The organism is Streptomyces sp. NPDC048255 (assembly GCF_040652415.1).
Classification (GTDB): Bacteria; Actinomycetota; Actinomycetes; order Streptomycetales; family Streptomycetaceae; genus Streptomyces.
In genome coordinates, this window is sequence record NZ_JBEZMA010000043.1 from 18218 (window position 1) to 38414 (window position 20197).

17 protein-coding genes are annotated in these 20197 nt (G+C 72.3%); 5 read left to right on the plus strand and 12 right to left on the minus strand.

Annotated elements, in window-relative coordinates; genetic code table 11:
• Positions 1 to 92: 92 nt before the first annotated feature.
• Together pcrA and AB0D94_RS27355 are read right to left on the minus strand one after the other, a co-directional pair.
• Positions 93 to 2630 (minus strand): DNA helicase PcrA, encoded by a 2538-nt coding sequence (pcrA, locus tag AB0D94_RS27350; RefSeq protein WP_362056594.1) that lies wholly within the window; start codon positions 2628 to 2630, stop codon positions 93 to 95.
• A gap of 12 nt (positions 2631 to 2642) precedes the next feature.
• Complete coding sequence (locus tag AB0D94_RS27355) at positions 2643 to 2984, minus strand: helix-turn-helix domain-containing protein (protein ID WP_362056596.1); 342 nt, start codon at positions 2982 to 2984, stop codon at positions 2643 to 2645.
• A gap of 81 nt (positions 2985 to 3065) precedes the next feature.
• Between AB0D94_RS27355 and AB0D94_RS27360 the strand changes: the two genes are divergently transcribed.
• Together AB0D94_RS27360 and AB0D94_RS27365 are read left to right on the plus strand one after the other, a co-directional pair.
• A complete protein-coding gene (locus AB0D94_RS27360) occupies positions 3066 to 3419 on the plus strand; it encodes a hypothetical protein (protein ID WP_362056598.1) in 354 nt (117 codons plus the stop codon).
• Positions 3420 to 3547: 128 nt separating this feature from the next.
• Complete coding sequence (locus AB0D94_RS27365) at positions 3548 to 4627, plus strand: NlpC/P60 family protein (RefSeq protein ID WP_362056601.1); 1080 nt, start codon at positions 3548 to 3550, stop codon at positions 4625 to 4627.
• A 45-nt stretch (positions 4628 to 4672) separates the two neighbouring features.
• On the opposite strand, the gene AB0D94_RS27370 is transcribed toward AB0D94_RS27365, so the two are convergent.
• The 3 genes from AB0D94_RS27370 to AB0D94_RS27380 all read right to left on the minus strand — a co-directional run bounded on the left by AB0D94_RS27370 (position 4673) and on the right by AB0D94_RS27380 (position 7837).
• The gene (locus tag AB0D94_RS27370; RefSeq protein ID WP_362056603.1) at positions 4673 to 5776 is read right to left on the minus strand and encodes an alpha/beta hydrolase-fold protein; all 1104 of its coding nucleotides are present in this window, start codon (positions 5774 to 5776) and stop codon (positions 4673 to 4675) included.
• Between the two features lie 70 nt (positions 5777 to 5846).
• Positions 5847 to 6536 (minus strand): response regulator transcription factor, encoded by a 690-nt coding sequence (locus AB0D94_RS27375; protein ID WP_362056605.1) that lies wholly within the window; start codon positions 6534 to 6536, stop codon positions 5847 to 5849.
• Positions 6533 to 7837 (minus strand): PspC domain-containing protein, encoded by a 1305-nt coding sequence (locus AB0D94_RS27380; RefSeq protein ID WP_362056607.1) that lies wholly within the window; start codon positions 7835 to 7837, stop codon positions 6533 to 6535. Before AB0D94_RS27380 ends, AB0D94_RS27375 begins: the two co-directional genes overlap by 4 nt.
• 131 nt (positions 7838 to 7968) lie before the next feature.
• Between AB0D94_RS27380 and AB0D94_RS27385 the strand changes: the two genes are divergently transcribed.
• Positions 7969 to 9291: a PspC domain-containing protein gene (locus tag AB0D94_RS27385; RefSeq protein WP_362056609.1), complete on the plus strand. Its 1323-nt coding sequence runs from the start codon at positions 7969 to 7971 to the stop codon at positions 9289 to 9291.
• Positions 9278 to 9502 (plus strand): hypothetical protein, encoded by a 225-nt coding sequence (locus AB0D94_RS27390; RefSeq protein WP_362056611.1) that lies wholly within the window; start codon positions 9278 to 9280, stop codon positions 9500 to 9502. Before AB0D94_RS27385 ends, AB0D94_RS27390 begins: the two co-directional genes overlap by 14 nt.
• On the opposite strand, the gene AB0D94_RS27395 is transcribed toward AB0D94_RS27390, so the two are convergent.
• The 4 genes from AB0D94_RS27395 to guaA all read right to left on the minus strand — a co-directional run bounded on the left by AB0D94_RS27395 (position 9448) and on the right by guaA (position 13852).
• A complete protein-coding gene (locus AB0D94_RS27395) occupies positions 9448 to 9969 on the minus strand; it encodes a DoxX family protein (RefSeq protein WP_362056613.1) in 522 nt (173 codons plus the stop codon). The two genes, AB0D94_RS27390 and AB0D94_RS27395, sit on opposite strands and share 55 nt — an antisense overlap.
• An 18-nt stretch (positions 9970 to 9987) precedes the next feature.
• Positions 9988 to 11244, minus strand: coding sequence for a hypothetical protein (locus AB0D94_RS27400; RefSeq protein ID WP_362056615.1), 1257 nt, complete (start codon positions 11242 to 11244; stop codon positions 9988 to 9990).
• Between the two features lie 102 nt (positions 11245 to 11346).
• Positions 11347 to 12150: a class II aldolase/adducin family protein gene (locus AB0D94_RS27405; RefSeq protein ID WP_362056617.1), complete on the minus strand. Its 804-nt coding sequence runs from the start codon at positions 12148 to 12150 to the stop codon at positions 11347 to 11349.
• A 115-nt stretch (positions 12151 to 12265) separates the two neighbouring features.
• Positions 12266 to 13852, minus strand: coding sequence for a glutamine-hydrolyzing GMP synthase (gene guaA, locus AB0D94_RS27410; RefSeq protein ID WP_362056619.1), 1587 nt, complete (start codon positions 13850 to 13852; stop codon positions 12266 to 12268).
• Between the two features lie 297 nt (positions 13853 to 14149).
• Between guaA and AB0D94_RS27415 the strand changes: the two genes are divergently transcribed.
• Positions 14150 to 14437, plus strand: coding sequence for a chorismate mutase (locus tag AB0D94_RS27415; protein WP_362056621.1), 288 nt, complete (start codon positions 14150 to 14152; stop codon positions 14435 to 14437).
• Positions 14438 to 14944: 507 nt separating this feature from the next.
• On the opposite strand, the gene AB0D94_RS27420 is transcribed toward AB0D94_RS27415, so the two are convergent.
• From AB0D94_RS27420 to AB0D94_RS27430, 3 genes are all read right to left on the minus strand, one after another.
• A complete protein-coding gene (locus tag AB0D94_RS27420; protein WP_362056623.1) occupies positions 14945 to 16744 on the minus strand; it encodes a GMC family oxidoreductase in 1800 nt (599 codons plus the stop codon).
• A gap of 10 nt (positions 16745 to 16754) precedes the next feature.
• Positions 16755 to 18386: a succinic semialdehyde dehydrogenase gene (locus AB0D94_RS27425; protein ID WP_362056625.1), complete on the minus strand. Its 1632-nt coding sequence runs from the start codon at positions 18384 to 18386 to the stop codon at positions 16755 to 16757.
• Between the two features lie 124 nt (positions 18387 to 18510).
• Positions 18511 to 20139, minus strand: coding sequence for a protein kinase (locus AB0D94_RS27430; RefSeq protein WP_362056627.1), 1629 nt, complete (start codon positions 20137 to 20139; stop codon positions 18511 to 18513).
• Between the last annotated feature and the right edge of the window lie 58 nt (positions 20140 to 20197).

The following is a 20197-nucleotide window of genomic DNA, read 5'->3' on the forward strand; positions in this document are numbered from 1 at the left end:
GACCCCTGCCCCACGCCGTCGTGGCACGGACCCCCGCGGTGGCCCGACGGCCCCGGCGGCCTGGACGGCCCCCGGCGGCCCGGACCGCCCGCCTACAACTTCTGCACCGGCGCGTAGCGCAGCAGCAGCCGCTTGGGCTTGTCGTCCCCGAAGTCGATGGTGGCCTGCGCGTCCGCGCCCGCTCCCTTGACCTCCATGACCGTGCCGAGCCCGAACTGGTCGTGCGTGACCCGGTCCCCGACCACCAGGTTGATGACCGGCTTGTCGGCTGCCCGGCGCGTCGCGAACCCGGACGGGCCGGACTTCGTACGCGACGAGGACAGGAACGACTCCGGCGAGGTGCCGAAGGTCGCCTTCCCCGAGCCGGACGACCCGGACGACCCGTACCCCGAGCTCCGCATCGGCCCCGCCGGCTTCTGGGTCGCGCCCGTCCGCTTCCACTGGAGGTACTCCGCCGGAATCTCCTCCAGGAACCGGGACGGCGGGTTGTAAGAGGGCGTGCCCCACGCGCTGCGCATGCTCGACCGGGTCAGGTACAGCCGCTCGCGCGCCCGGGTGATGCCGACGTAGGCGAGGCGGCGCTCCTCCTCCAGCTCCTTGGTCTGGCCCAGTGCCCGCATGTGCGGGAAGACCCCGTCCTCCATGCCGGTCAGGAAGACCACCGGGAACTCCAGGCCCTTGGCGGTGTGCAGGGTCATGAGCGTGATGACGCCCGTGCCCTCGGTGTCCTCGTCGGGGATCTGGTCGGAATCGGCGACGAGGGCGACCTGCTCCAGGAACTCGGCCAGGGTGCCCGGGCCGGGGGCCGGGGCGCCGGTCTCGGCCGCTTCGGTGGCCGCGGCCTCCCGGGCCTGCTCGAATTCGAGTGCCACCGCCGCCAGTTCCTGGAGGTTCTCGATCCGCGTCTCGTCCTGCGGGTCGGTGGACGCCTGGAGCTCGGCGAGGTAGCCCGTGCGCTCCAGCACCGCCTCCAGCACCACCGCCGGGCCGGCGCCCGAGTCGACGATCGTGCGGAGCTCCTCCATCAGCACGTTGAACCGCTTCACCGCGTTCGTCGAGCGCGCGGCCATGCCGAAGGCCTCGTCCACGCGCCGGAGCGCCTGCGGGAAGGTGATCTTCTCGCGCATCGCGAGGGCGTCGATCATCGCCTCGGCGCGCTCGCCGATGCCGCGCTTGGGTACGTTCAGGATCCGGCGCAGCGGGACGTTGTCCTCGGGGTTCGCCAGGACGCGCAGGTAGGCGAGGACGTCCCGGACCTCCTTGCGCTCGTAGAAGCGGACGCCGCCGACGACCTTGTAGGGCAGTCCGACGCGGATGAAGATCTCCTCGAACACGCGGGACTGCGCGTTGGTCCGGTAGAAGATCGCGACGTCGCCGGCCTTGGCGTCACCGGCGTCGGTGAGGCGGTCGATCTCCTCGGCGACGAACTGCGCCTCGTCGTGCTCGGTGTCCGCGACGTAGCCGGTGATGACGGCGCCGGTGCCGGCCTGGGTCCACAGGTTCTTGGCGCGGCGGTTCTCGTTGCGCTCGATGACGGCGTTGGCGGCGGAGAGGATCGTCTGCGTGGAGCGGTAGTTCTGCTCCAGCAGGATCGTCTTCGCGTCCGCGTAGTCCTCCTCGAACTGGAGGATGTTGCGGATGGTCGCGCCGCGGAAGGCGTAGATCGACTGGTCGGCGTCACCCACCACGCACAGTTCGGCCGGGTGCAGGTCCGGGTAGCCGGTGCCCACCAGCTCGCGCACGAGCGTGTACTGCGCGTGGTTGGTGTCCTGGTACTCGTCGACCAGGACGTGCCGGAAGCGGCGCCGGTAGTGCTCGGCGACGTCCGGGAACGCCTGGAGCAGGTGGACCGTGGTCATGATGATGTCGTCGAAGTCGAGCGCGTTGGCCTCGCGCAGCCGCCCCTGGTACATGGCGTACGCCTGGGCGAGGGTCTTCTCGAAGCCGTCGGCGGCCTGGTCGGCGAAGGCTTCCTCGTCGATCAGCTCGTTCTTCAGGTTCGAGATCTTGGCGTTGAAGGCCTTGGGCGGGAACTTCTTGGGGTCCAGGTCCAGGTCCCGGCAGACGAGTGCCATCAGGCGCTTCGAGTCGGCCGCGTCGTAGATCGAGAACGAGGAGGTGAAGCCGAGCCGCTTGGACTCGCGGCGCAGGATGCGTACGCACGCGCTGTGGAAGGTGGACACCCACATGGCGTTGGCGCGCGGGCCGACCAGGCTCTCGACGCGCTCCTTCATCTCACCGGCGGCCTTGTTGGTGAAGGTGATCGCCAGGATCTGGCCGGGGTGGACGTTCCGTGCGGACAGCAGGTGCCCGATGCGGTGGGTGAGCACCCGGGTCTTGCCGGATCCGGCGCCGGCCACGATGAGCAGCGGCGAGCCCGCGTGCACCACGGCCGCGGCCTGCTGTTCGTTCAGCCCGTCCAGGAGCGTCGCCGGGTCGATGACGGGCCGGGGGGCGCCGTCGCGGTAGTACGCGTCCCCGGGCCCCCCACTGCCGACTGGCATGTCGAACTGGCCCCCGAAGAGATCGTCCGCGCCCGGCTCCGGGGCGGGGTGGTCCTCGGGCGGCGGGGGGACCTCGTCGGAGGGGGTGAAGTCCACCAGGAAACTGTCGTCAAAGAGGCTGCTCATCGCGTTCCGAGTCTAGGGGGCGGGACCGACAGCCGGTTCCGTGACCGGAAATTCGCCGACGGCCAGGGTCAGCAGACCGGGGAACCGCTGGTCGAGGTCCTGGCGGCGCAGGGTCAGGAAGAGTTTGCGTCCCTCGGGGCGCTGGCAGATCACCCCGGCCTCGCGCAGGGTGCGCAGGTGGTGGGTGACCGTGGAGCGGGGCAGGCCTTCGGCGACCGCCCCGCAGAAGACCTCCGTCCCGGATCCGGCGAGGGTACGGACGATCTCCAGCCGTACGGGGTGGCCGAGGGCGGCCAGGACCTCGACCAGTTCGATCCGGGCGGCGTCGGGGTGGTGGAGCTCGTCGGCGGCCATGGACCAACTGTACGCAAAACCCGAACTGAGGTTGACCGGCCGCCCGGAACCGGCCTGTGGGCACCCCGTACGCTCGGGGCCATGGACGTACTGATCAATGTCTTCGTCGGCCTGCACATCATCGGTATCGCCTCGCTCCTCGGCGGTTTCCTGACCCAGATGAAGGCGATGGGCGCGGGCACCGCCCGCTTCACGCCCGCCATGCTGCACGGCGCCCTCACCATGCTCGTCACCGGCGTCCTGCTCGTCGGCTTCCGCGAGATGGACGGCACCGCCGTCAACAACATCAAGATCGGCGTGAAGCTCGCGATCCTCTTCGTGATCCTCGCCCTCGTCTACGTCAAGCGGGACGAGGAGCAGGTGGAGAAGGCGCTGTTCGGCGCGGTCGGCGGTCTGACCGTGATCAATATCTTTGTCGCCGTCCTCTGGCGCTGATCCGGACCGGTCCCGAGCGGCCATCCCCGGTCGTATCAAGCCACTTACGATCATCCCGTCATCCGCCCGTTACCTGCGGGTCTAGCGTCCTCCTCCAAGCACCGAGAGAGGAAGGACGTGAGGCCCCCGTGGCCAGTCACCGAAAGCCCAGGCAGCGCCCGTTCTCCGGCGGCACCGTACGGACCGCCGCCACCCTCGCCCTCGCGGGCGCTGCCACCGCCACCGCCTTCGAAGGCACCTCCCAGGCCGACCCCCAGCTGACCCCCGCCCAGGTCAAGGCCGAGGTGGACCGGCTCTACGAGGAGGCCGGGGCCGCGACCGAGCGGTACAACGGGGCGAAGGAGAAGGCCGACGAGGCCCAGCGCGCGCTGACCGGCCTGCGCGACGAGACCGCCCGCAAGGCCGACCGGCTCAACACCGCCCGCAGCGCCCTCGGGTCCATGGCCGCGAGCCAGTACCGCACCGGGGGGACCCTGGGCACCGCCGTCCGCCTCGCGACGGCCGACGACCCGCAGGCCTACCTCGACCAGGCCTCCTTCATCACCCGCACCGGGGACCGCAACGCCGCCGAGATCTCCTCCGTACGCCGCCGGCTCGACGAGGTCGGCAAGCTGCGGGGCCAGGCCGCCGGACGGCTGGCGGAACTGCGCTCCCGGCAGGCCGAGATCGCCGGGCACAAGGCCGAGGTCGAGAAGAAGCTGGAGGCCGCCAGACGCCTGCTGGCCAAGCTCACCGCCGAACAGCGCGCCGCGTACGAGGCCCAGTCGGCCCCCGCCTCCCCCGCCGGCTCCAAGGCCCCCGCCGGCTCCGAAGGCTCCCCCGCCGGTCCGCCGAGCACCCCGCCGGCCGCGTCCGACGGCTCCCGCGCCGCGCGGGCCATCGCCTTCGCCCGCGGGGCGATCGGGAAGCCGTACGTCTGGGGCGCCACGGGCCCCGGGTCCTTCGACTGCTCGGGGCTGACCCAGGCGGCCTGGCGCTCGGCCGGGGTCTCCCTGCCGCGCACCACCTACACCCAGATCAACAGCGGCCGGCGCGTGGCCCGCGACCAACTGGCCCCCGGCGACCTGGTGTTCTTCTACTCCGGAGTCACCCACGTGGGCCTGTACATCGGCAACGGCCAGATGATCCACGCCCCGCGTCCCGGCTCGACGGTCCGGGTGGCGCCGATCGACTCGATGCCCTGGGCCGGCGCGTCCCGTCCCGCGTGAGTGCCCAGCGTGAGCGCCCCGTACGAGCGCCCCGCATGAGCGCGGCTACGGCGCCTTGACCGTCTTGCTCAGCCAGCCGAAGGTCTGCGGCAGCTGCTTCGACCACGAGTCGAGGTTGTGGCCGCCGGTCACCTTCTCCGCGTGCACCACGGTCGGGCTCTGGGCGATCGCCTTGAGGTCCGTGCCGGACAGGTAGCCGTCCTGCTCGGCGCCCGACATCCACAGCGAGACCGCCGGCGGCGTCGGCGCGGCCTTGAGCAGGGCCTTCAGGTTGTGGGTGCGGCGCAGCTCGGGGTCCTGGCCGACCAGCGAGGAGGGTTCCTGGCCCGGGTCGTTGTAGCCGGACAGGGAGACGGCCGCGCTGTAGCGGTCGGGGTGGGCGATCGCCAGCTTGGCGGCGCAGTACGCCCCGGCCGAGTATCCGGCCACGCCCCAGGTGCGGGCCTCGTCCGAGGCGCGGAAGTTGTCGGTGACCATCTTGCGGACGTCGACGCTGAACCAGCTGTCGGCGTTGACCTTGCCGGGGAGGTTGGCGCAGCCGGTGTCGCCGTTGCCGAGGAGCATCGCGCGCGGCGAGACCAGGATGAAGGGGGCCACCTTGCCCTCCTTCATCAGCGGCTCCAGCACCTCGTGCACCTTGAGCCCCTGGAACCAGGACTTCCCCGTGCCCGGTATGCCCGGGATCAGCTCGACCACCGGGAACTTCTTGTCCTTGTAGGCCGGGTCGTCGTACTGCGGCGGCAGCCACACCAGCACGTCGCCCTTGACCCCGGAGATCTTGCCGTCGAGGTCGGTCTTCTGGACCCGGCCGCCGAGGCCCTCGACCGGCTCGAACTTCTGGCGCACCTTGGGCGCCTCCGCGGCCTTCTTCCCGCCGAGCCCGTCCGGGCCGAGGTCGGGGGCGGCCGTGACGTACGTGCCGGTGCCGAGCAGGTCACCCCAGGAGGTGTAGAAGTTCATCTGCTGGTTGAGGCCGATGAAGACCAGGGCGATGGCGGTGACCTGCGCGAAGACCACCATCAGAGCGCGGGTGGCCACGCGTACGACGACGGGGCCGCGCACCCTGCTCCACACGGCGAGCGGCAGGACGACGGCGAGCACGGTCAGTACGACCACCGTCACGAAAAGGGGGGTCCCGGTCAGGCTCATCACGAGACCCAAGAGTGCCACGTGCCGCGGCCCGGTTGCCCCCGCCCCCTGCGGCGTGGATCACACCTGCTCAGACCAGGCGGCGGGCCGTCGCCCAGCGGGTCAGCTCGTGCCGGTTGGACAGCTGGAGTTTGCGCAGCACCGCGGAGACGTGCGACTCCACCGTCTTCACCGAGATGAACAGCTGCTTGGCGATCTCCTTGTACGCGTAGCCGCGCGCGATCAGCCGGAGCACCTCGCGCTCGCGCTGGGTGAGGCGGTCCAGGTCCTCGTCCACCGGCGGCGCGTCCGTGGAGGCGAAGGCGTCGAGCACGAAGCCGGCCAGCCGGGGCGAGAACACCGCGTCGCCGTCCTGCACGCGGAAGACCGAGTCCACCAGGTCGGTTCCGGTGATGGTCTTGGTGACGTACCCGCGGGCTCCGCCGCGGATGACGCCGATGACGTCCTCGGCCGCGTCGGACACCGACAGCGCCAGGAATCTGACGGGGGCCTCGGCCGCCGCCATCAGGGGGGCGCAGCGCCGCAGCACCTCGACCCCGCCGCCGCCGGGCAGGTGCACGTCCAGGAGCACCACCTCGGGGCGGGTGGCGGTGATGACGGTGACGGCCTGGTCGACGTCGGCGGCCTCGCCGACGACCTCGACGCCGGTCCGCTCGGTCTCGCCGATCTCCGCCTGTACCCCGGTGCGGAACATCCGGTGGTCGTCGACGAGGACCACCCGGACCCGCCTGGTCTCCTTCACAGCGCTGTCCTCGGTCATGGTGCGTTCGCCGCCCTCTCCATCTCCAGCTCGACTTCCGTGCCGCCGTCGGGCGCGGACCGCAGCCGTGCGGTCCCGCCGTTGCGCTGCATCCGGCCGATGATCGATTCTCGTACGCCCATGCGGTCGTCGGGTACCGCGTCGAGGTCGAAGCCCGGCCCGCGGTCCCGTACGGACACGAACACCGTCCGCCCCTCCACCTCGGCGTAGACCTGGACCGGCCCGCCCTCGCCACCGTACTTGGCGGCGTTGACCATCGCCTCGCGCGCGGCCTGGACCTGCGCCGCGAGCCCCTCGTCGAGCGGGCAGTCGCCGACGACGACGACCTCGATGGGGACGCCGTGGTGGTCCTCCACCTCGGCGGCGGTCTTCTTCACGGCCTCCGCGAGGGTGGCCGGCTCCTCCGCCTCGTCCTTGCCGGTGCCCTCGGGCTTGTACAGCCAGTTCCGCAGCTCGCGCTCCTGCGCCCGCGCGAGGCGGCGCACCTCTCCCACGTCCTCGGCGTTGCGCTGGATCAGGGTGAGGGTGTGCAGCACGGAGTCGTGGACGTGGGCGGCGACCTCGGCGCGTTCCTGGGCGCGGATGCGCATCAGCCGCTCCTCGGAGAGGTCCTGGGTCATGCGGATCAGCCAGGGTCCGGCGAGCAGGGCCACGCCGACGAGGACGGCGAGGGTCGCGGTCAGGACGTTGCCGAGCTGCGCGGCGGAGCCCCGTACGACGATGAAGACGGTCAGGCCCACACCGACGAGCACCACGCCCGCCAGGGCCCGGGCGACCTGGAGCAGGTTCCCGTGCCGGCCGGCGGCCGCGCTCCAGTGGGCGCGGCGGGCGTTGTCGGCCTGCCGCCAGACGAGGACCACACCGGCCCCGACGAGCAGCGTCGGCCACACGTACCGGCCGGAGGTGCCGCCGAGCTGGACCTTGGAGACGAAGATGCCGGCGCCGACGCACAGCGCGATCAGGGCGGTGATCTGCCCCTTCTCGGGTTTGCGCAGGCGGCGGCTGCCGTCGGACAGGGTCTCGAACCAGGAGCGGTGCCCGCTGCGTCCGCCGACGCCCAGCGGTACGAACACCCAGAACGCCGCGTACAGCAGTACGCCGAGCCCGTCCCCCCACAGGAACAGCCCGAGGAAGGCGAGCCGGACCCAGAGCACCGGCATCCCGAGGTGCCCGGCGAGACCGCGCGCGACACCGCCGAGCATCCGGCCGTCGGCGCTGCGGTAGAGCTTGCGCTGGTGCGTCTCGGAGCCCGGTGGCGGTTCGGCTGCGTGCGGGGTGCGGGGAGCGGCTGCTACGGGCATGTCACCGATGGTCACACGCGCGGGGGCGGCGCGGCATCAGGGCAGCCCCCCAGTTCTGTCGGGGGGATATCAGGGTTGTGCCAGGGTCGGGCCGGATTCCGCGGGCCTGCACCGCCCGTCACCATGGACCCATGACCGAAGTTCACGATGCCCCGCCGGCGGATCCCGGGGCCCCGCACACGGCCGACGCCCGGCCGCCCCTGCGCCGCGCGAAGCGGGACAAGGTCCTCGCCGGGGTGTGCGGCGGCCTGGGCCGGTACTTCGACCTGGACCCCGTGGTCTTCCGGATCGTCCTCGGCGTCCTCGCGGTCACGGGCGGCGTCGGCCTGATCTTCTACGGTTTCGCGTGGCTGCTGCTGCCGCTGGAGGGCGAGGAGGACAGCGAGGCGAAGAAGCTGCTGACGGGCCGCGTCGAGGGCGCCACCCTGGCCGCGGTGTTCGCCGCGCTGGTGGGCTGCGCGCTGTTCCTGTCGATGCTGGACAACGGCGGCCTCGCGGTCTTCTCCGTCCTGGTGATCCTGGCGCTGGGCGGGGCCTCGTACTGGTCGCAGCGGCGCCGGCACACGGCCGCCCCGGAGGCGGAGGCCCCGGCCGCGAGCCGGCCGGCGCACTCGCCCGCCCCGCCGGAGACGAAGGCTCCGCCGGCCCCCGGCGGCCCGTCCTGGTGGCGGGACCCGCTGGTGAAGGACGGTACGACCGGTCCGGTCGGCGCCACGGGGTACCTGTGGGGCCCCGACGACGCCGAACCAGCGCCCGTCGGCGCGGGAGCGCCTGCGACGGCCAAGCCGGCCGCAGCCCCGGCCCGCCCGTACGGCGGCCCGTACGGCGGCATCGGCGGCCGGGTCTTCCTGCTGGCCCTGCTCGCCGGAACGGCCGCGACCGCCGTCAACTGGCAGGGCCGTCCGCTGGGCGATGCCCTGCAGACCGGGCTCGCCGCCGCCCTGGTCGTCTTCGGCCTGGGCCTCGCGGTCAGCTCCCTGCTCGGCCGCACCGGCTTCGGCACGGTCCTGCTGGCCCTGCTCACCTCGGGCCTGCTCGCCGTCGCCGCCGTGCTGCCCCGCGACATCGGCACCGACTGGCAGCGGATCGAGTGGCGTCCGGCCGCGGTGGCCGACGTACGGCCCGCGTACGAGGCGGGCACCGGGCTGGCCACCTTGGACCTGAGCCGCCTGGACGTGGCGAAGGGCACGACCGTGGCCGTCAGGGCCTCCCTCGACGCGGGCCGGCTGAAGGTGATCCTGCCGCGGGAGGTCACGGCCGAGGCCGAGGTCGGGATCCGGCTGGGCGACATCCACATGCCCGGGGAGACCAGCCGCGACTTCCGGGTCCGCGGCGGAGGCGAGACGCAGCGGGCGACGCTGCCGCCCGCCGCCGGCACCGAGGCCGGCGGGACGATCGAGCTGCACCTCAACGCGGGTGTGGGACAGGTGGAGGTGGCCCGTGCGGCGTCATGAGTTCCAGCCAGGACGGCTGGTCGCGGGAGCGGCCCTGACGGTGGCGGGCGTGCTCTACCTGCTCGACGTCTCCGGCGAGGCGGACGTGCCCTGGTTCGTCGTCGTGCCGCTCGCCGTGGGCGGCCTGTGCCTGGCCGCCCTGGTCGGGATGGTGACCTACGCGGTGCGGCGCGACCGCCGCGACCGGATCAGCGAGTCCAGCGAGAGGTAGGGCGCCCCGGCGAGGATGAAGGGGATCCAGGCCATGAGGTAGATGAGGTCCTGGCTGTAGTAGTAGCGGGGGACCGCCCACGACACGGTGAGCCACAGGCTCAGCGAGATCAGCGCGCCGCCGACGGCGGCGACGCGGGTCAGCAGGCCGGCCAGGACACCGAGGCCGACGAGGAGTTCCCCGATGGCCATGGCGACCGCGAAGCCGACGGGGTCCTCCAGGGCCATGTCCACCAGACCGGGGATCGCGGCGGCGTCGCGCGAGGATTCCATCGTCTGTCCGATGGAGCCGTCGCCGGACACGGACAGGAACGCGGAGTCGGTCAGCTTGTCCAGACCCGCATAGACGAAGGTCACGCCGAGGAAGATCCGCAGCGGGAGCAGCGCGTACCGAGAGGCCTGTTCGCGGAGCAGGGCGTAGCGGGAGGACTGTTCGCGTACCCGGGCGAGGACTTCAGTTCGAGTCACGCACCATGTCTACCGCGTTCACTCGGCCACGTCGACCGTGCAGCGATTGGATTCCACTCCTGCGGCAGTCACCACCTGGATCTCGATGAGGCCGGGTTCCACTTCCGCCGGCACCGGCACCGTGAGGACCGCGTCCGAAGGGTTGGTGAACCCGCCCGGAACCGGCACCAGCGGTACGTGCACATGCACCGCCCCGATGCGTACCACCAAACGGGCGAGCATCTCCGGGGTCTGCGCCCCCGGCGGCACGAAGCCCACGCCCCGGATCTCGATGTCGTCGCCGGGGCGGACGGCCGCGTCCAGGTCCCCGGGCTCCCGTCTGCGCACCACCGACAGCACCAGCGGGCGGCTGCCCTCCGCGTACTTCCCCGCCAGGTAGACCGCGGCCGACAGCACCACCAGCAGGGCCAGCGCCCACGGCAGCTGCGGCAGCCGGTCCGGGAACCGGGCCAGCGACACCAGCGCGTAGGCCAGCACCACGGTCGAGACCAGCACGTACTGCGCGTCCGGGAAGCTCCCGCGCCCCGCGTCGTCCGTCAGCAGGTCCACCCCGCGCGGCCGGTCCGCGGGCAGCTTCTGCAGCCGCTGGCCCATGATCCGTACGGCGACCACCCGGCGGACCAGCACGGCCACCCCCGAGGTCAGCGCGACCACCGCCAGCAGCGGCAGCGCCCGGTCCAGCGCGAGACCCGCGTACAGCGCCTCGCGTTCCGGGCCGGGAGCCGAGGCCGCCAGCCGCAGCGCCGGCAGCAGCGCGGCGAACGCCGTCAGCACCACCCACGCGCTCGGCACCGCCTTGGAGGTGGACAGCCGGTTGTCCTCGCCGACCAGCGGGGCCAGCAGCCCGCCGCGCACCGACTGGGCCCGGGCCGCGACCGTCAGCAGCCCGGCCAGCACGAGCGCGGTCAGCAGCCCGGCGGTGCGGGCCGTGCTCCATCCGGTGCCGAGCGCGGTGCCGACCTGGACCAGCAGCAGGACCCCGGCGGCGATCCACACGGCGAGCACGGCCCGCCGCGAGAACAGGTACAGCCAGGAGTTCCCCGCCTCCCGGCCGCGGTCGGCGACGGTACGGGCCGACAGGGTCAGCTCGTCGGAGACCCACTGGCGGGACGCTCCGAGCGAGTGCGCCACGGCGGCCGGCACCCCCTGCCCGGAGGCGAACTCGTCGCGCTTCTCCAGGAAGGCCGCCACGGCGCGGCGGTGCCCCTCCCGTGCGCAGTCGTCGCAGGCGCAGGCGACGGTATGGGAACCCCGGGACATCTCTTGGACAGCCACGTACGTGCCGCCTCTCTGAACTACGGTGCAATGCCAGCGAATTGTGCACCACTGCGGCAGTGTTCCGGATTGCGCACGATGTCAGAGCAGGTGATTAACGGTTCATGATGTTGACGCCACCGGCGTGTCACCGCTGTGGAGCAGCGGTTGGCAGTTCACCCAGGCGGCGAGATCCGACCCGAACCGCTCGCGGGTGGCGACCGCGCTGTGGTGGTCGATGAGCACCGGTTTCCCGGCCGCCCGCGCGATCAGCTGCACCTGCGCCGCCCGCTCCGCCGCGATGAACCACCACACCGCGGCCTCCACCGAGTCCCCGACCGTCAGCAGCCCGCGGTTGCGCAGGATCAGCGCCTTGTACGGGCCCAGTGCGCGCCCGATCCGGTCGGCGTCGTCGGCCCCTGCCCCGGGCGCTGTGAACTCGTCCAGCAGCGCGTGGTCCTCGTAGAAGGCGCAGGCCTCCGCGGTGACGGGGGCCAGCAGTTCGCCGAGGGCGGCCAGGGCCCTGCCGTACGGGGCCTGCGCGCGGACGACGGCCACGGCCTCGGGGCGCCGGCGGTGGACCGCCGCGTGCACGGCGAAGGCCAGCTCGTTGACCCGGCGTTCCCCCTGGAGCACCCGGCCGCCCCCGTCGACGAGCAGCAGGTCCCCGGCGGTGAGGGAGCCGAAGGCCCGCCCGAAGGGGTTCACCCAGTAGCAGTCCTCGAAGCCGGGGTCCCGCGCGGTGACCTGCCCGGCCACCCCGTCCTCGTACCCGAGCCGCCCCAGCAGCCGCAGCGCCCCGGCGAGCCGCTCCTTGCGGTGGGCGCGCGCCTCCTCGACGGTGTCGTGCACGGGGGGCATCTCGAAGCCGAGCCGCTCCACGGGCACGGGTTCGGGTGCGGGTTCGGGTACGGGCTGATCCGGCATGCGCCCTCCTTCGAGTCGCGGCGCAAGGTACCGGCGCGGCCGTCAACTGGCCATACACGCGACGAAGCCGCCGCTCCGGAGGGAGCGGCGGCTTCGTCTCACGTGCGGGCGGGGACTACTCCCACTCGATGGTGCCCGGGGGCTTGCTCGTGCAGTCCAGGACCACGCGGTTCACGTCCGGCACCTCGTTGGTGATGCGGGTGGAGATCCGCGCGAGGACCTCGTACGGCATGCGCGTCCAGTCCGCGGTCATGGCGTCCTCGGAGGAGACGGGGCGCAGCACGATCGGGTGACCGTAGGTGCGGCCGTCGCCCTGGACGCCCACGCTGCGGACGTCGGCGAGCAGGACGACCGGGCACTGCCAGATCTCGCGGTCCAGGCCGGCGGCGGTGAGCTCGTGGCGGGCGATGGCGTCGGCCTCGCGCAGCAGGTCCAGGCGCTCCTTGGTGACCTCGCCGACGATGCGGATGCCGAGGCCCGGGCCGGGGAAGGGCTGGCGCTGGACGATCTCGTCCGGCAGGCCGAGCTCCTGGCCGACCATCCGGACCTCGTCCTTGAACAGCTGGCGCAGCGGCTCGACGAGCTCGAACTCGATGTCGTCGGGGAGCCCGCCCACGTTGTGGTGGGACTTGATGTTCGCGGTGCCGGTGCCGCCGCCGGACTCGACCACGTCCGGGTACAGGGTGCCCTGCACCAGGAAGGCCACCGCCGGGCCCTCCTCCTGGAGGATCTCCAGCTGGGCCTGCTCGAAGACGCGGATGAACTCGCGGCCGATGATCTTGCGCTTGGTCTCCGGGTCGGAGACGCCGGCCAGCGCGTTCAGGAAGCGCTCCTGGGCGTCGACGACCTTCAGCTGCACGCCGGTGGCGGCGACGAAGTCCTTCTCGACCTGCTCGGTCTCGCCCTTGCGCATCAGGCCGTGGTCGACGTACACGCAGGTCAGCTGGGAGCCGATGGCCTTCTGCACGAGGGCCGCGGCAACCGCCGAGTCCACGCCGCCGGAGAGGCCGCAGATGGCGCGCTTGTCGCCGACCTGCTCGCGGATGGCCGCGATCTGCTCCTCGACGATGTTGCCGGTGGTCCAGGTCGGGGACAGGCCCGCGCCCCGGTAGAGGAAGTGCTCGAGCACCTGCTGGCCGTGCGTGGAGTGCATCACCTCGGGGTGGTACTGCACGCCGTACAGCTTCTTCTCGTCGTTCTCGAAGGCCGCGACCGGCACGACGTCGGTCGACGCGGTGACGGTGAAGCCCTCGGGAGCGGCGGAGCAGGCGTCGCCGTGGGACATCCACACCGGCTGGTGCTCGGGGGTGCCCTCGAAGAGGGTGGAGCCGGCCTTGGAGACGGCCAGCGGGGTGCGGCCGTACTCGCGGGCGCCGGTGTTGTCGACCTGGCCGCCGAGGGTGACCGCCATCAGCTGGAAGCCGTAGCACATGCCGAAGACGGGGACGCCGGCCTCGAACAGGGAGCGGTCGAGCTGCGGGGCACCCTCCTCGTACACGGAGGACGGGCCGCCGGAGAGGATGATCGCCTTCGGGTTCTTGGCCAGCATCTCGGCGACGGGCATCGAGCTCGGCACGATCTCGCTGTAGACCCGTGCCTCGCGGACGCGGCGGGCGATGAGCTGGGCGTACTGGGCGCCGAAGTCGACGACGAGAACCGTGTCCGGGGCGCTGTCGTGGGCGGCGGAGGGTGCTTCTGGCACGGGGCGGCCTTCCGGCGGAAGAGGTGGCTGTTTTGTCGATTCTAACGGGGGACGTACGGGCCTCTTCGTCTCACCATCCGAACCGGCTTGGCCGCGAGGGGGACGGAAGCCCATAATCCGATCCATGCGCAAGCAGCTGAGCTTCCTCTTTACCTATGGCACCGGTCGGTCCGGTCGCCATGGGTCCTCGTGATGCTCGCTTGAGCCACTGATTTCCCGGAGCGCCCCGGTCCGACAGGACCGGGGCGCTCTTGCGTTTCCGCTCCTGCCGGCATGACACCCACAGGAGACAAGACCATGACCACTGCCACCGCCACCGCCACCGCCACCGCGACCACCGCCCCCGAGCAGCTGATCGCCGACTCCCGGATGCGCATCGACGCCCTCGACGACCGGATCATCGGCCTGATCCAGGAGCGGATGGCCGTCTCCACGGTCATCCAGGAGGCCCGGATCTCCTCCGGCGGCCGGCGGGTGCACCTGTCCCGCGAGATGGAGGTGCTCTCGCACTGGAGCGATGCTCTCGGAAAGCCGGGGACCGCGCTCGCCATGACCCTGCTGGAGCTCTGCCGGGGCCGCGTGTGAGGCCCGCGGCACGGGCTGCGATCGGCCGTTCGTCACTCGATCGGACCGTGACCGGCCCCACGGCCCTTCGTTGGTGTGGTTGTCCGCGCCAGCCAGTCGCGGACCGCGACACCACGCGTGGCTCCGCCGGAGCGATGAGACGCATCCCCCGTGGGGCGTGCGTCGTGGGACCTCGCTCCTTCGCGTGACCGGACGGCAGGGGACAGCAGCCCGGTCACCCCGCTAGAAGGACGGCCGGCCCGGGGGACGCCCCGGACCGGCCGTTCCTTTTCCCGCGTGCCCCTCGGCCGCCGGACCCGCGCCGCCACTGCTCAGGCCACTGTGTGACTGACGCCACAGTCCCGCCTGCCGGGTTCCGGTACAACCATCCGGGCGGATCACGTGTCACCACTTGCACGCGGGGACTGCGCTCGGAGGGGGAGCGCAGTCCCTGCGTCATTTCCTCCCCGGGTCACCTCGCCCCCGGGTCATCGCGTCACTGCGTCGCCGCATCACCGCGTCACCGCATCACTGCGTCACCGCGTCCCCGTGCTCCCGTTTCGGCGGGACCTCCGGCATGCCGAGGAACGGCAGCCTCAGCGCGCCGAAGGCCTCCTCCGGGACCGCCGGGCGGGAGGGTTCCACCGCAGCGAGGCGGGTGTAGGCCGCGCCCTGCTCGGGCCGCGGGTCCCGCTCGCCCTTGTTCGGCCAGTACGACATGGCCCGCTCCGCCTGCGCCGTGATCGTCAGCGACGGGTTCACCCCGAGGTTCGCGGAGACCGCGGCGCCGTCCACCACCGAGATGCCGGGATACCCGTAGAGGCGGTGGTACGGGTCCACCACGCCCTCCGCCGCCGAGGCGCCGATCGGGCAGCCGCCCAGGAAGTGCGCGGTCAGCGGGGTCCCCATCAGCTCGCCGATGTTGCTGCCCGCGAAGCCGTTGATCTCCTCGGCCAGCAGGGTCGCGGCCTGCGTGGCCTCCTCGATCTGCACCGGGTTCGGGGCGCCGTGGCCCTGGCGGGCGGTGAGCAGCCCCTTCCCGATGCCGCCGGGCTTGCGGTAGGTCGTCAGGGAGTTGTCCAGCGATTGCATGACCAGGCCGATGATGGTCCGCTCCGACCAGCGCCGGTTGGACAGCGAGCGCGCCAGCTGTACGGGGTGCTTCGCGTTCCTGGCCAGCCAGGCCCGCACCCGGTGCTTGCCGTACGGGACCTGGAGGACGGTCATGAACCCCATGGCGTTGGAGCCCTTGCCGTAGCGGACGGGCTCGATGTGGGTGTCGGCGTTGGGGTGCACCGAGGAGGTGATGGCCACGCCCCGGGTGAAGTCGGCCCGCCGTTCCTTGCCGTGCCGCTTGCGGTAGCGGCGGTCGTCGGTCTGCGCGCCGACCAGGCCCTCCGAGTTGGTCCGGGTCAGCTCGCCGAGCCGGTCGGACAGGTGCGGCAGTTCGCCCTGGTCCTTCATCGTGTGCAGCAAGGTCTGCGTACCGTACGTACCCGCCGCGACGACCACGTAGCGGGCGCGCAGCACCTTCGCGCGGCCCTTGCGGCGGGCGTCGGTGGGGACGGTGCGGACGCGGTAGCCGCCGTCCGGGTGGGCGGACAGCCCGGTGACGGTGGTCATCGGGTGGATGACGGCTCCGGCCCGTTCGGCGAGGTGCAGGTAGTTCTCGTTCAGGGTGTTCTTCGCGCCGTGGCGGCAGCCGGTCATGCACTCGCCGCATTCGGTGCAGGCCTTGCGGGAGGGGCCGGCGCCGCCGAAGTAGGGGTCGGGCACCTCCTCGCCGGGCCGGACCTTCGCGGGGCCCGCGCCTTCCTGACCGTCCTTCCCGTCCCCGAAGAAGACGCCGACCGGGGCCATGTGGAAGGAGTCGGCGACGCCCATCTTCTCGGCGGCGGCCTTGAGGTGGACGTCGGAGGGGGTCAGCGTCGGGTTGAGCCGTACGCCGAGCATCCGCTTGGCCTGGTCGTAGTACGGGGCGAGTTCCTCGCGCCAGTCGGTGATGGCGGCCCACTGCCGGTCCTCGAAGAAGGCGGCGGGCGGCACGTACAGGGTGTTGGCGTAGTTGAGGGAACCGCCGCCCACGCCGGCGCCCGCGAGGACCATCACGTTGCCGAGCAGGTGGATGCGCTGGATCCCGTAGAGCCCGAGGGCCGGAGCCCACAGGTAGTTGCGCAGGTCCCAGCTGTTCTTCGGCAGGCTCTCGCGGGTGAACCGGCGCCCTGCCTCCAGGACGCCGACCCGGTACCCCTTCTCGGTGAGCCGCAGGGCGGATACCGATCCCCCGAAGCCCGATCCGATGACGATGACGTCGTAGTCGTACGACACGGGCGTGCCCCTAACGCAGTCGGAGGGCCTTCATGATCTGGAGGCTGCGGGTCATGAACGCCGCGTACTTCTCGTCGTCCATGCCCAGCGAGGGCGCCATCGGGAGCAGTCGCTGGTGGGCGACGGTCTGGGCCTCGGTGTACTTGAGGATGCCCTCGGAGCCGTGGCGGCGGCCGAGGCCGGAGTCCTTCATGCCGCCCATGGGCGCCTGGGCGCTGCCGTAGGCGGGGGCGTAGCCCTCGTTGATGTTGACGGTGCCGGTGCGCAGGCGGGCGGCGACGGCGTGGCCGCGGCGGGAGTCCTTGGTCCACACGCTGGAGTTCAGGCCGTAGGCGGTGGCGTTGGCCTCGGAGATCGCCTCGTCCTCGTCCGTGAAGCGGTAGATGGACACGACCGGGCCGAAGGTCTCCTCGCCGCAGACCGCCATCGGTGCCTCGACCCCGTCGAGGATGGTGGGCTCGTAGAAGAGCGGCCCGATGTCGGGGCGGGCGGTGCCGCCCGCGACGAGCGTGGCGCCCTTGGCGACGGCCTCGTCCACGTGCCGCTGTACGGTCTCCAGCTGGCGCTCGCCGACCAGGGAGCCCATGTCGGCGCCGTAGGCGAGGGCGCTGCCCAGGCGCATGGCCTTGGTGCGGGCGGCGAACCGCTCCACGAAGGCATCGGCTATCGAGGCGTGGACGTAGAGCCGCTCGATCGAGATGCACAGCTGGCCGGCGGAGGAGAAGCAGGCGCGGACGGCGCCGGCGGCGGCCTTCTCGATGTCGGCGTCGTGCAGGACGAGCATGGCGTTCTTGCCGCCGAGTTCGAGGGAGACCCCGACGAGGCGGGCGGCGGCGCCCTGGGCGACCTCGCGGCCGGTCCGGGTGGAGCCGGTGAAGGAGACGTAGTCGGCGTGGCGGACCACCTCGGGGCCGACGACGGGGCCCTCGCCGAGGACGATCTGGAAGACCTCGGCGGGGAGTCCGGCCTCGATCAGCAGGTCGCGGGCCCACAGGGCGGTCAGCGCGGTCTCGGTGTCGGGCTTCATGACGACCGCGTTGCCCGAGACGAAGGCGGGCAGGGCGTCGCCGACCGACAGCTCCAGGGGGTAGTTCCAGGGGGCGATCTGGCCGACGACCCCGCGCGGCTGGCGCAGCTCGGTGACCTTGGTGAGGGTGGGCATGGCGCCCGTGTGGCCCTTGGGGCGCAGGTACGAGGGGGCCTTGCGGCCGTAGTGGCGGGCGGCCACCGCGACGGCCTGGACCTCTTCGTGGGCGTGCAGCCGGGCCTTGCCGGTCTCCAGCTGGATGAGGTCGAGGACCTCGGCCTGCCGGGCCAGGACCAGGTCGTGGAAGCGCAGCAGGACGCCCGCCCGCTTGCGTACGGGGACGGCGGCCCAGGCGCTCTGGGCGGCGCGGGCCCGGCCGAAGGCCTCGGCCACGTCCTCGGGGGTGGCCTCGGGCAGTTCCGCCAGCAGGTCGCCGGTGAAGGGCGTGTGGTTGGCGGTGCGGCCGGACCCGATCACTCCGCGGGTCAGCCGGGTGACCAGGTCGGGGGTCACCACGTCGGCGGCGGTGCGGGCGCCTGCCGGGGCCGGGGCGACCGGGTTGGTGGGCTGCGGTGCGGCGCGGTGAGGGGCGGCGGGGGCCTGCGAGTCCGTCATGGCGGTGAGCGTATTGCGCGCGGGACCCTTTGGGTACCCGTGGGTAACCGGATTTTGCCATTTCCGCCAGCGATCGCTGGCAGGATCTACGGCACCGGCCCGTCCGGCGCCGACCGGACCGGGCTCAGCGGGCCCCGCCGGGCGGCTGCCACCCGCTGAGCACCGTGTCGAACTGCTGCCGGGTGGTGCTCCAGTCGGCGGCGGGCCCCGCCATGTACACCGCGTACTCCGTGCCGTCCGTGGCCACGTACATCTGCTCGATGGCCCGGCGCGGCCCGGGGTGGTTCGCCTTCTCGGTCCACGTGAAGTCCCACAGCGCGGCGTGGGTGCTGCCCCGGAAGGTGTTCTGGTTCAGCCACTGCCGCTTGTAGTCCGTCCGCTTCTGCACCTGCTTCTCCAGGTCGAGCACGTGCATGTACGGGTTGGCGTAGTCCGGGGTGGGGTCGGCGGCGATCCGGATGAAGTGGTTTCCGTTGTCCGGGGTGTAGTCGATCTGGTCGCCGTTCTTCTGACGCTGCCAGCCGTCGGGGACGAACAGGGTGAAGCCCGCCGGGTCGGTGACCTGCGTCCACCCGGCCGGGGGCGCGGCGTGTCCGTCCTTGCCCGGTTTCCCGTCGGGCGCGCTCACGTTCTTGTCGGGGTCGCCGCCCTTGCCGCCGTCGTCCCCGGTGAACTTGAGCACCCCGAACACACCGCCGCCACCGATCAGCGCCGCCACCAGGGCCACGGCCGCCGCCCGCTTGAGCCGGCCCTTGGCCGGCCCGTCGGAGGCGGACGCCGGCACGGGCGCCGGGGGCTCCGCCATCGGGGCCGTCCGGGCGCCGTCCACGGGCGCGGCCGGCTCCTGCGGCTGCTCCTGCGCCGGGGCCAGTTCCTCCGAGGTCACCGCGCGCGTGGGCACGTACGCCTGCGCCGCCTTGGGCTCCCGGCCCTCCATCGCCTCCAGCAGCATCCGCTCGGCCTCCACGGCCGAGGGCCGGTGCGCCGGGTCCTTGCGCAGCAGGGCGGTGATGACGGGGCCCAGCGCGCCCGCCTGGCGCAGGGCCGGCGGCTCGTCGTTCACCACGGCCTGGAGGCTGGAGATGGGCGACGTACGGCGGAACGGCGAGCGGGCCTCCACCGCCGTGTACAGGGTCGCGCCGAGCGACCACAGGTCGGAGGCCGGGTCGGGAGCACCGCCGGTGACCCGCTCGGGCGCCAGGTAGTCGATGGAACCGACCAGTTCGCCGGTGCGCGTGATGGACGAATCGCCCTCGATCGCGGCGATCCCGAAGTCCGTGAGCAGGACCCGGCCGTCCTTGGCGAGCAGCACGTTGCCCGGTTTCACGTCCCGGTGCAGGACGCCCACCGCGTGCGCGGCGCGCAGCGCGCCCAGGACGTGGAGCCCGATCCGGGCCGCCTCGCGCGGCTCGATCCGGCCCGCCGCCTTGGCCGCCTCCGCCAGCGAGGGGCCGTCGATGTACTCCATGACGATCCACGGCCGGTCGTCGTGCTCCAGCACGTCGTGGACGGTGACGACCGCCGGATGCTGGATGCGGGCCGCGGCCCGCGCCTCCTTCTGCGTCCGGGCGTGCAGGACGTCCCGGTCGGCCTGGGCGACGTACAGACCCGCCGTCAGTTCCTTGACGGCGACCGTCCTGTGGAGCAGCTCGTCATGCGCGCGCCACACCTTGCCCATGCCGCCGCTGCCGATAGGCTCGACGAGCCGGTACCGGCTCGCGAGCACGGCGCCCGCACCTGTCTGCTGTTCCACGAAATCCCGCCGCTCTGTGCACTTCGGGCCAGATTACGGAGCCCCTGGGCGCTGCCGG

What these genes read in the sequence shown, in the direction of transcription:
- pcrA (WP_362056594.1), bottom strand. Translation starts at nt 2,630, where the DNA reads ATGAGCAGCCTCTTTGACGACAGTTTCCTGGTGGACTTCACCCCCTCC.
- AB0D94_RS27355 (WP_362056596.1), bottom strand. Translation starts at nt 2,984, where the DNA reads ATGGCCGCCGACGAGCTCCACCACCCCGACGCCGCCCGGATCGAACTG.
- AB0D94_RS27360 (WP_362056598.1), top strand. Translation starts at nt 3,066, where the DNA reads ATGGACGTACTGATCAATGTCTTCGTCGGCCTGCACATCATCGGTATC.
- AB0D94_RS27370 (WP_362056603.1), bottom strand. Translation starts at nt 5,776, where the DNA reads ATGAGCCTGACCGGGACCCCCCTTTTCGTGACGGTGGTCGTACTGACC.
- AB0D94_RS27375 (WP_362056605.1), bottom strand. Translation starts at nt 6,536, where the DNA reads ATGACCGAGGACAGCGCTGTGAAGGAGACCAGGCGGGTCCGGGTGGTC.
- AB0D94_RS27380 (WP_362056607.1), bottom strand. Translation starts at nt 7,837, where the DNA reads ATGCCCGTAGCAGCCGCTCCCCGCACCCCGCACGCAGCCGAACCGCCA.
- AB0D94_RS27385 (WP_362056609.1), top strand. Translation starts at nt 7,969, where the DNA reads ATGACCGAAGTTCACGATGCCCCGCCGGCGGATCCCGGGGCCCCGCAC.
- AB0D94_RS27405 (WP_362056617.1), bottom strand. Translation starts at nt 12,150, where the DNA reads ATGCCGGATCAGCCCGTACCCGAACCCGCACCCGAACCCGTGCCCGTG.
- AB0D94_RS27415 (WP_362056621.1), top strand. Translation starts at nt 14,150, where the DNA reads ATGACCACTGCCACCGCCACCGCCACCGCCACCGCGACCACCGCCCCC.
- AB0D94_RS27425 (WP_362056625.1), bottom strand. Translation starts at nt 18,386, where the DNA reads ATGACGGACTCGCAGGCCCCCGCCGCCCCTCACCGCGCCGCACCGCAG.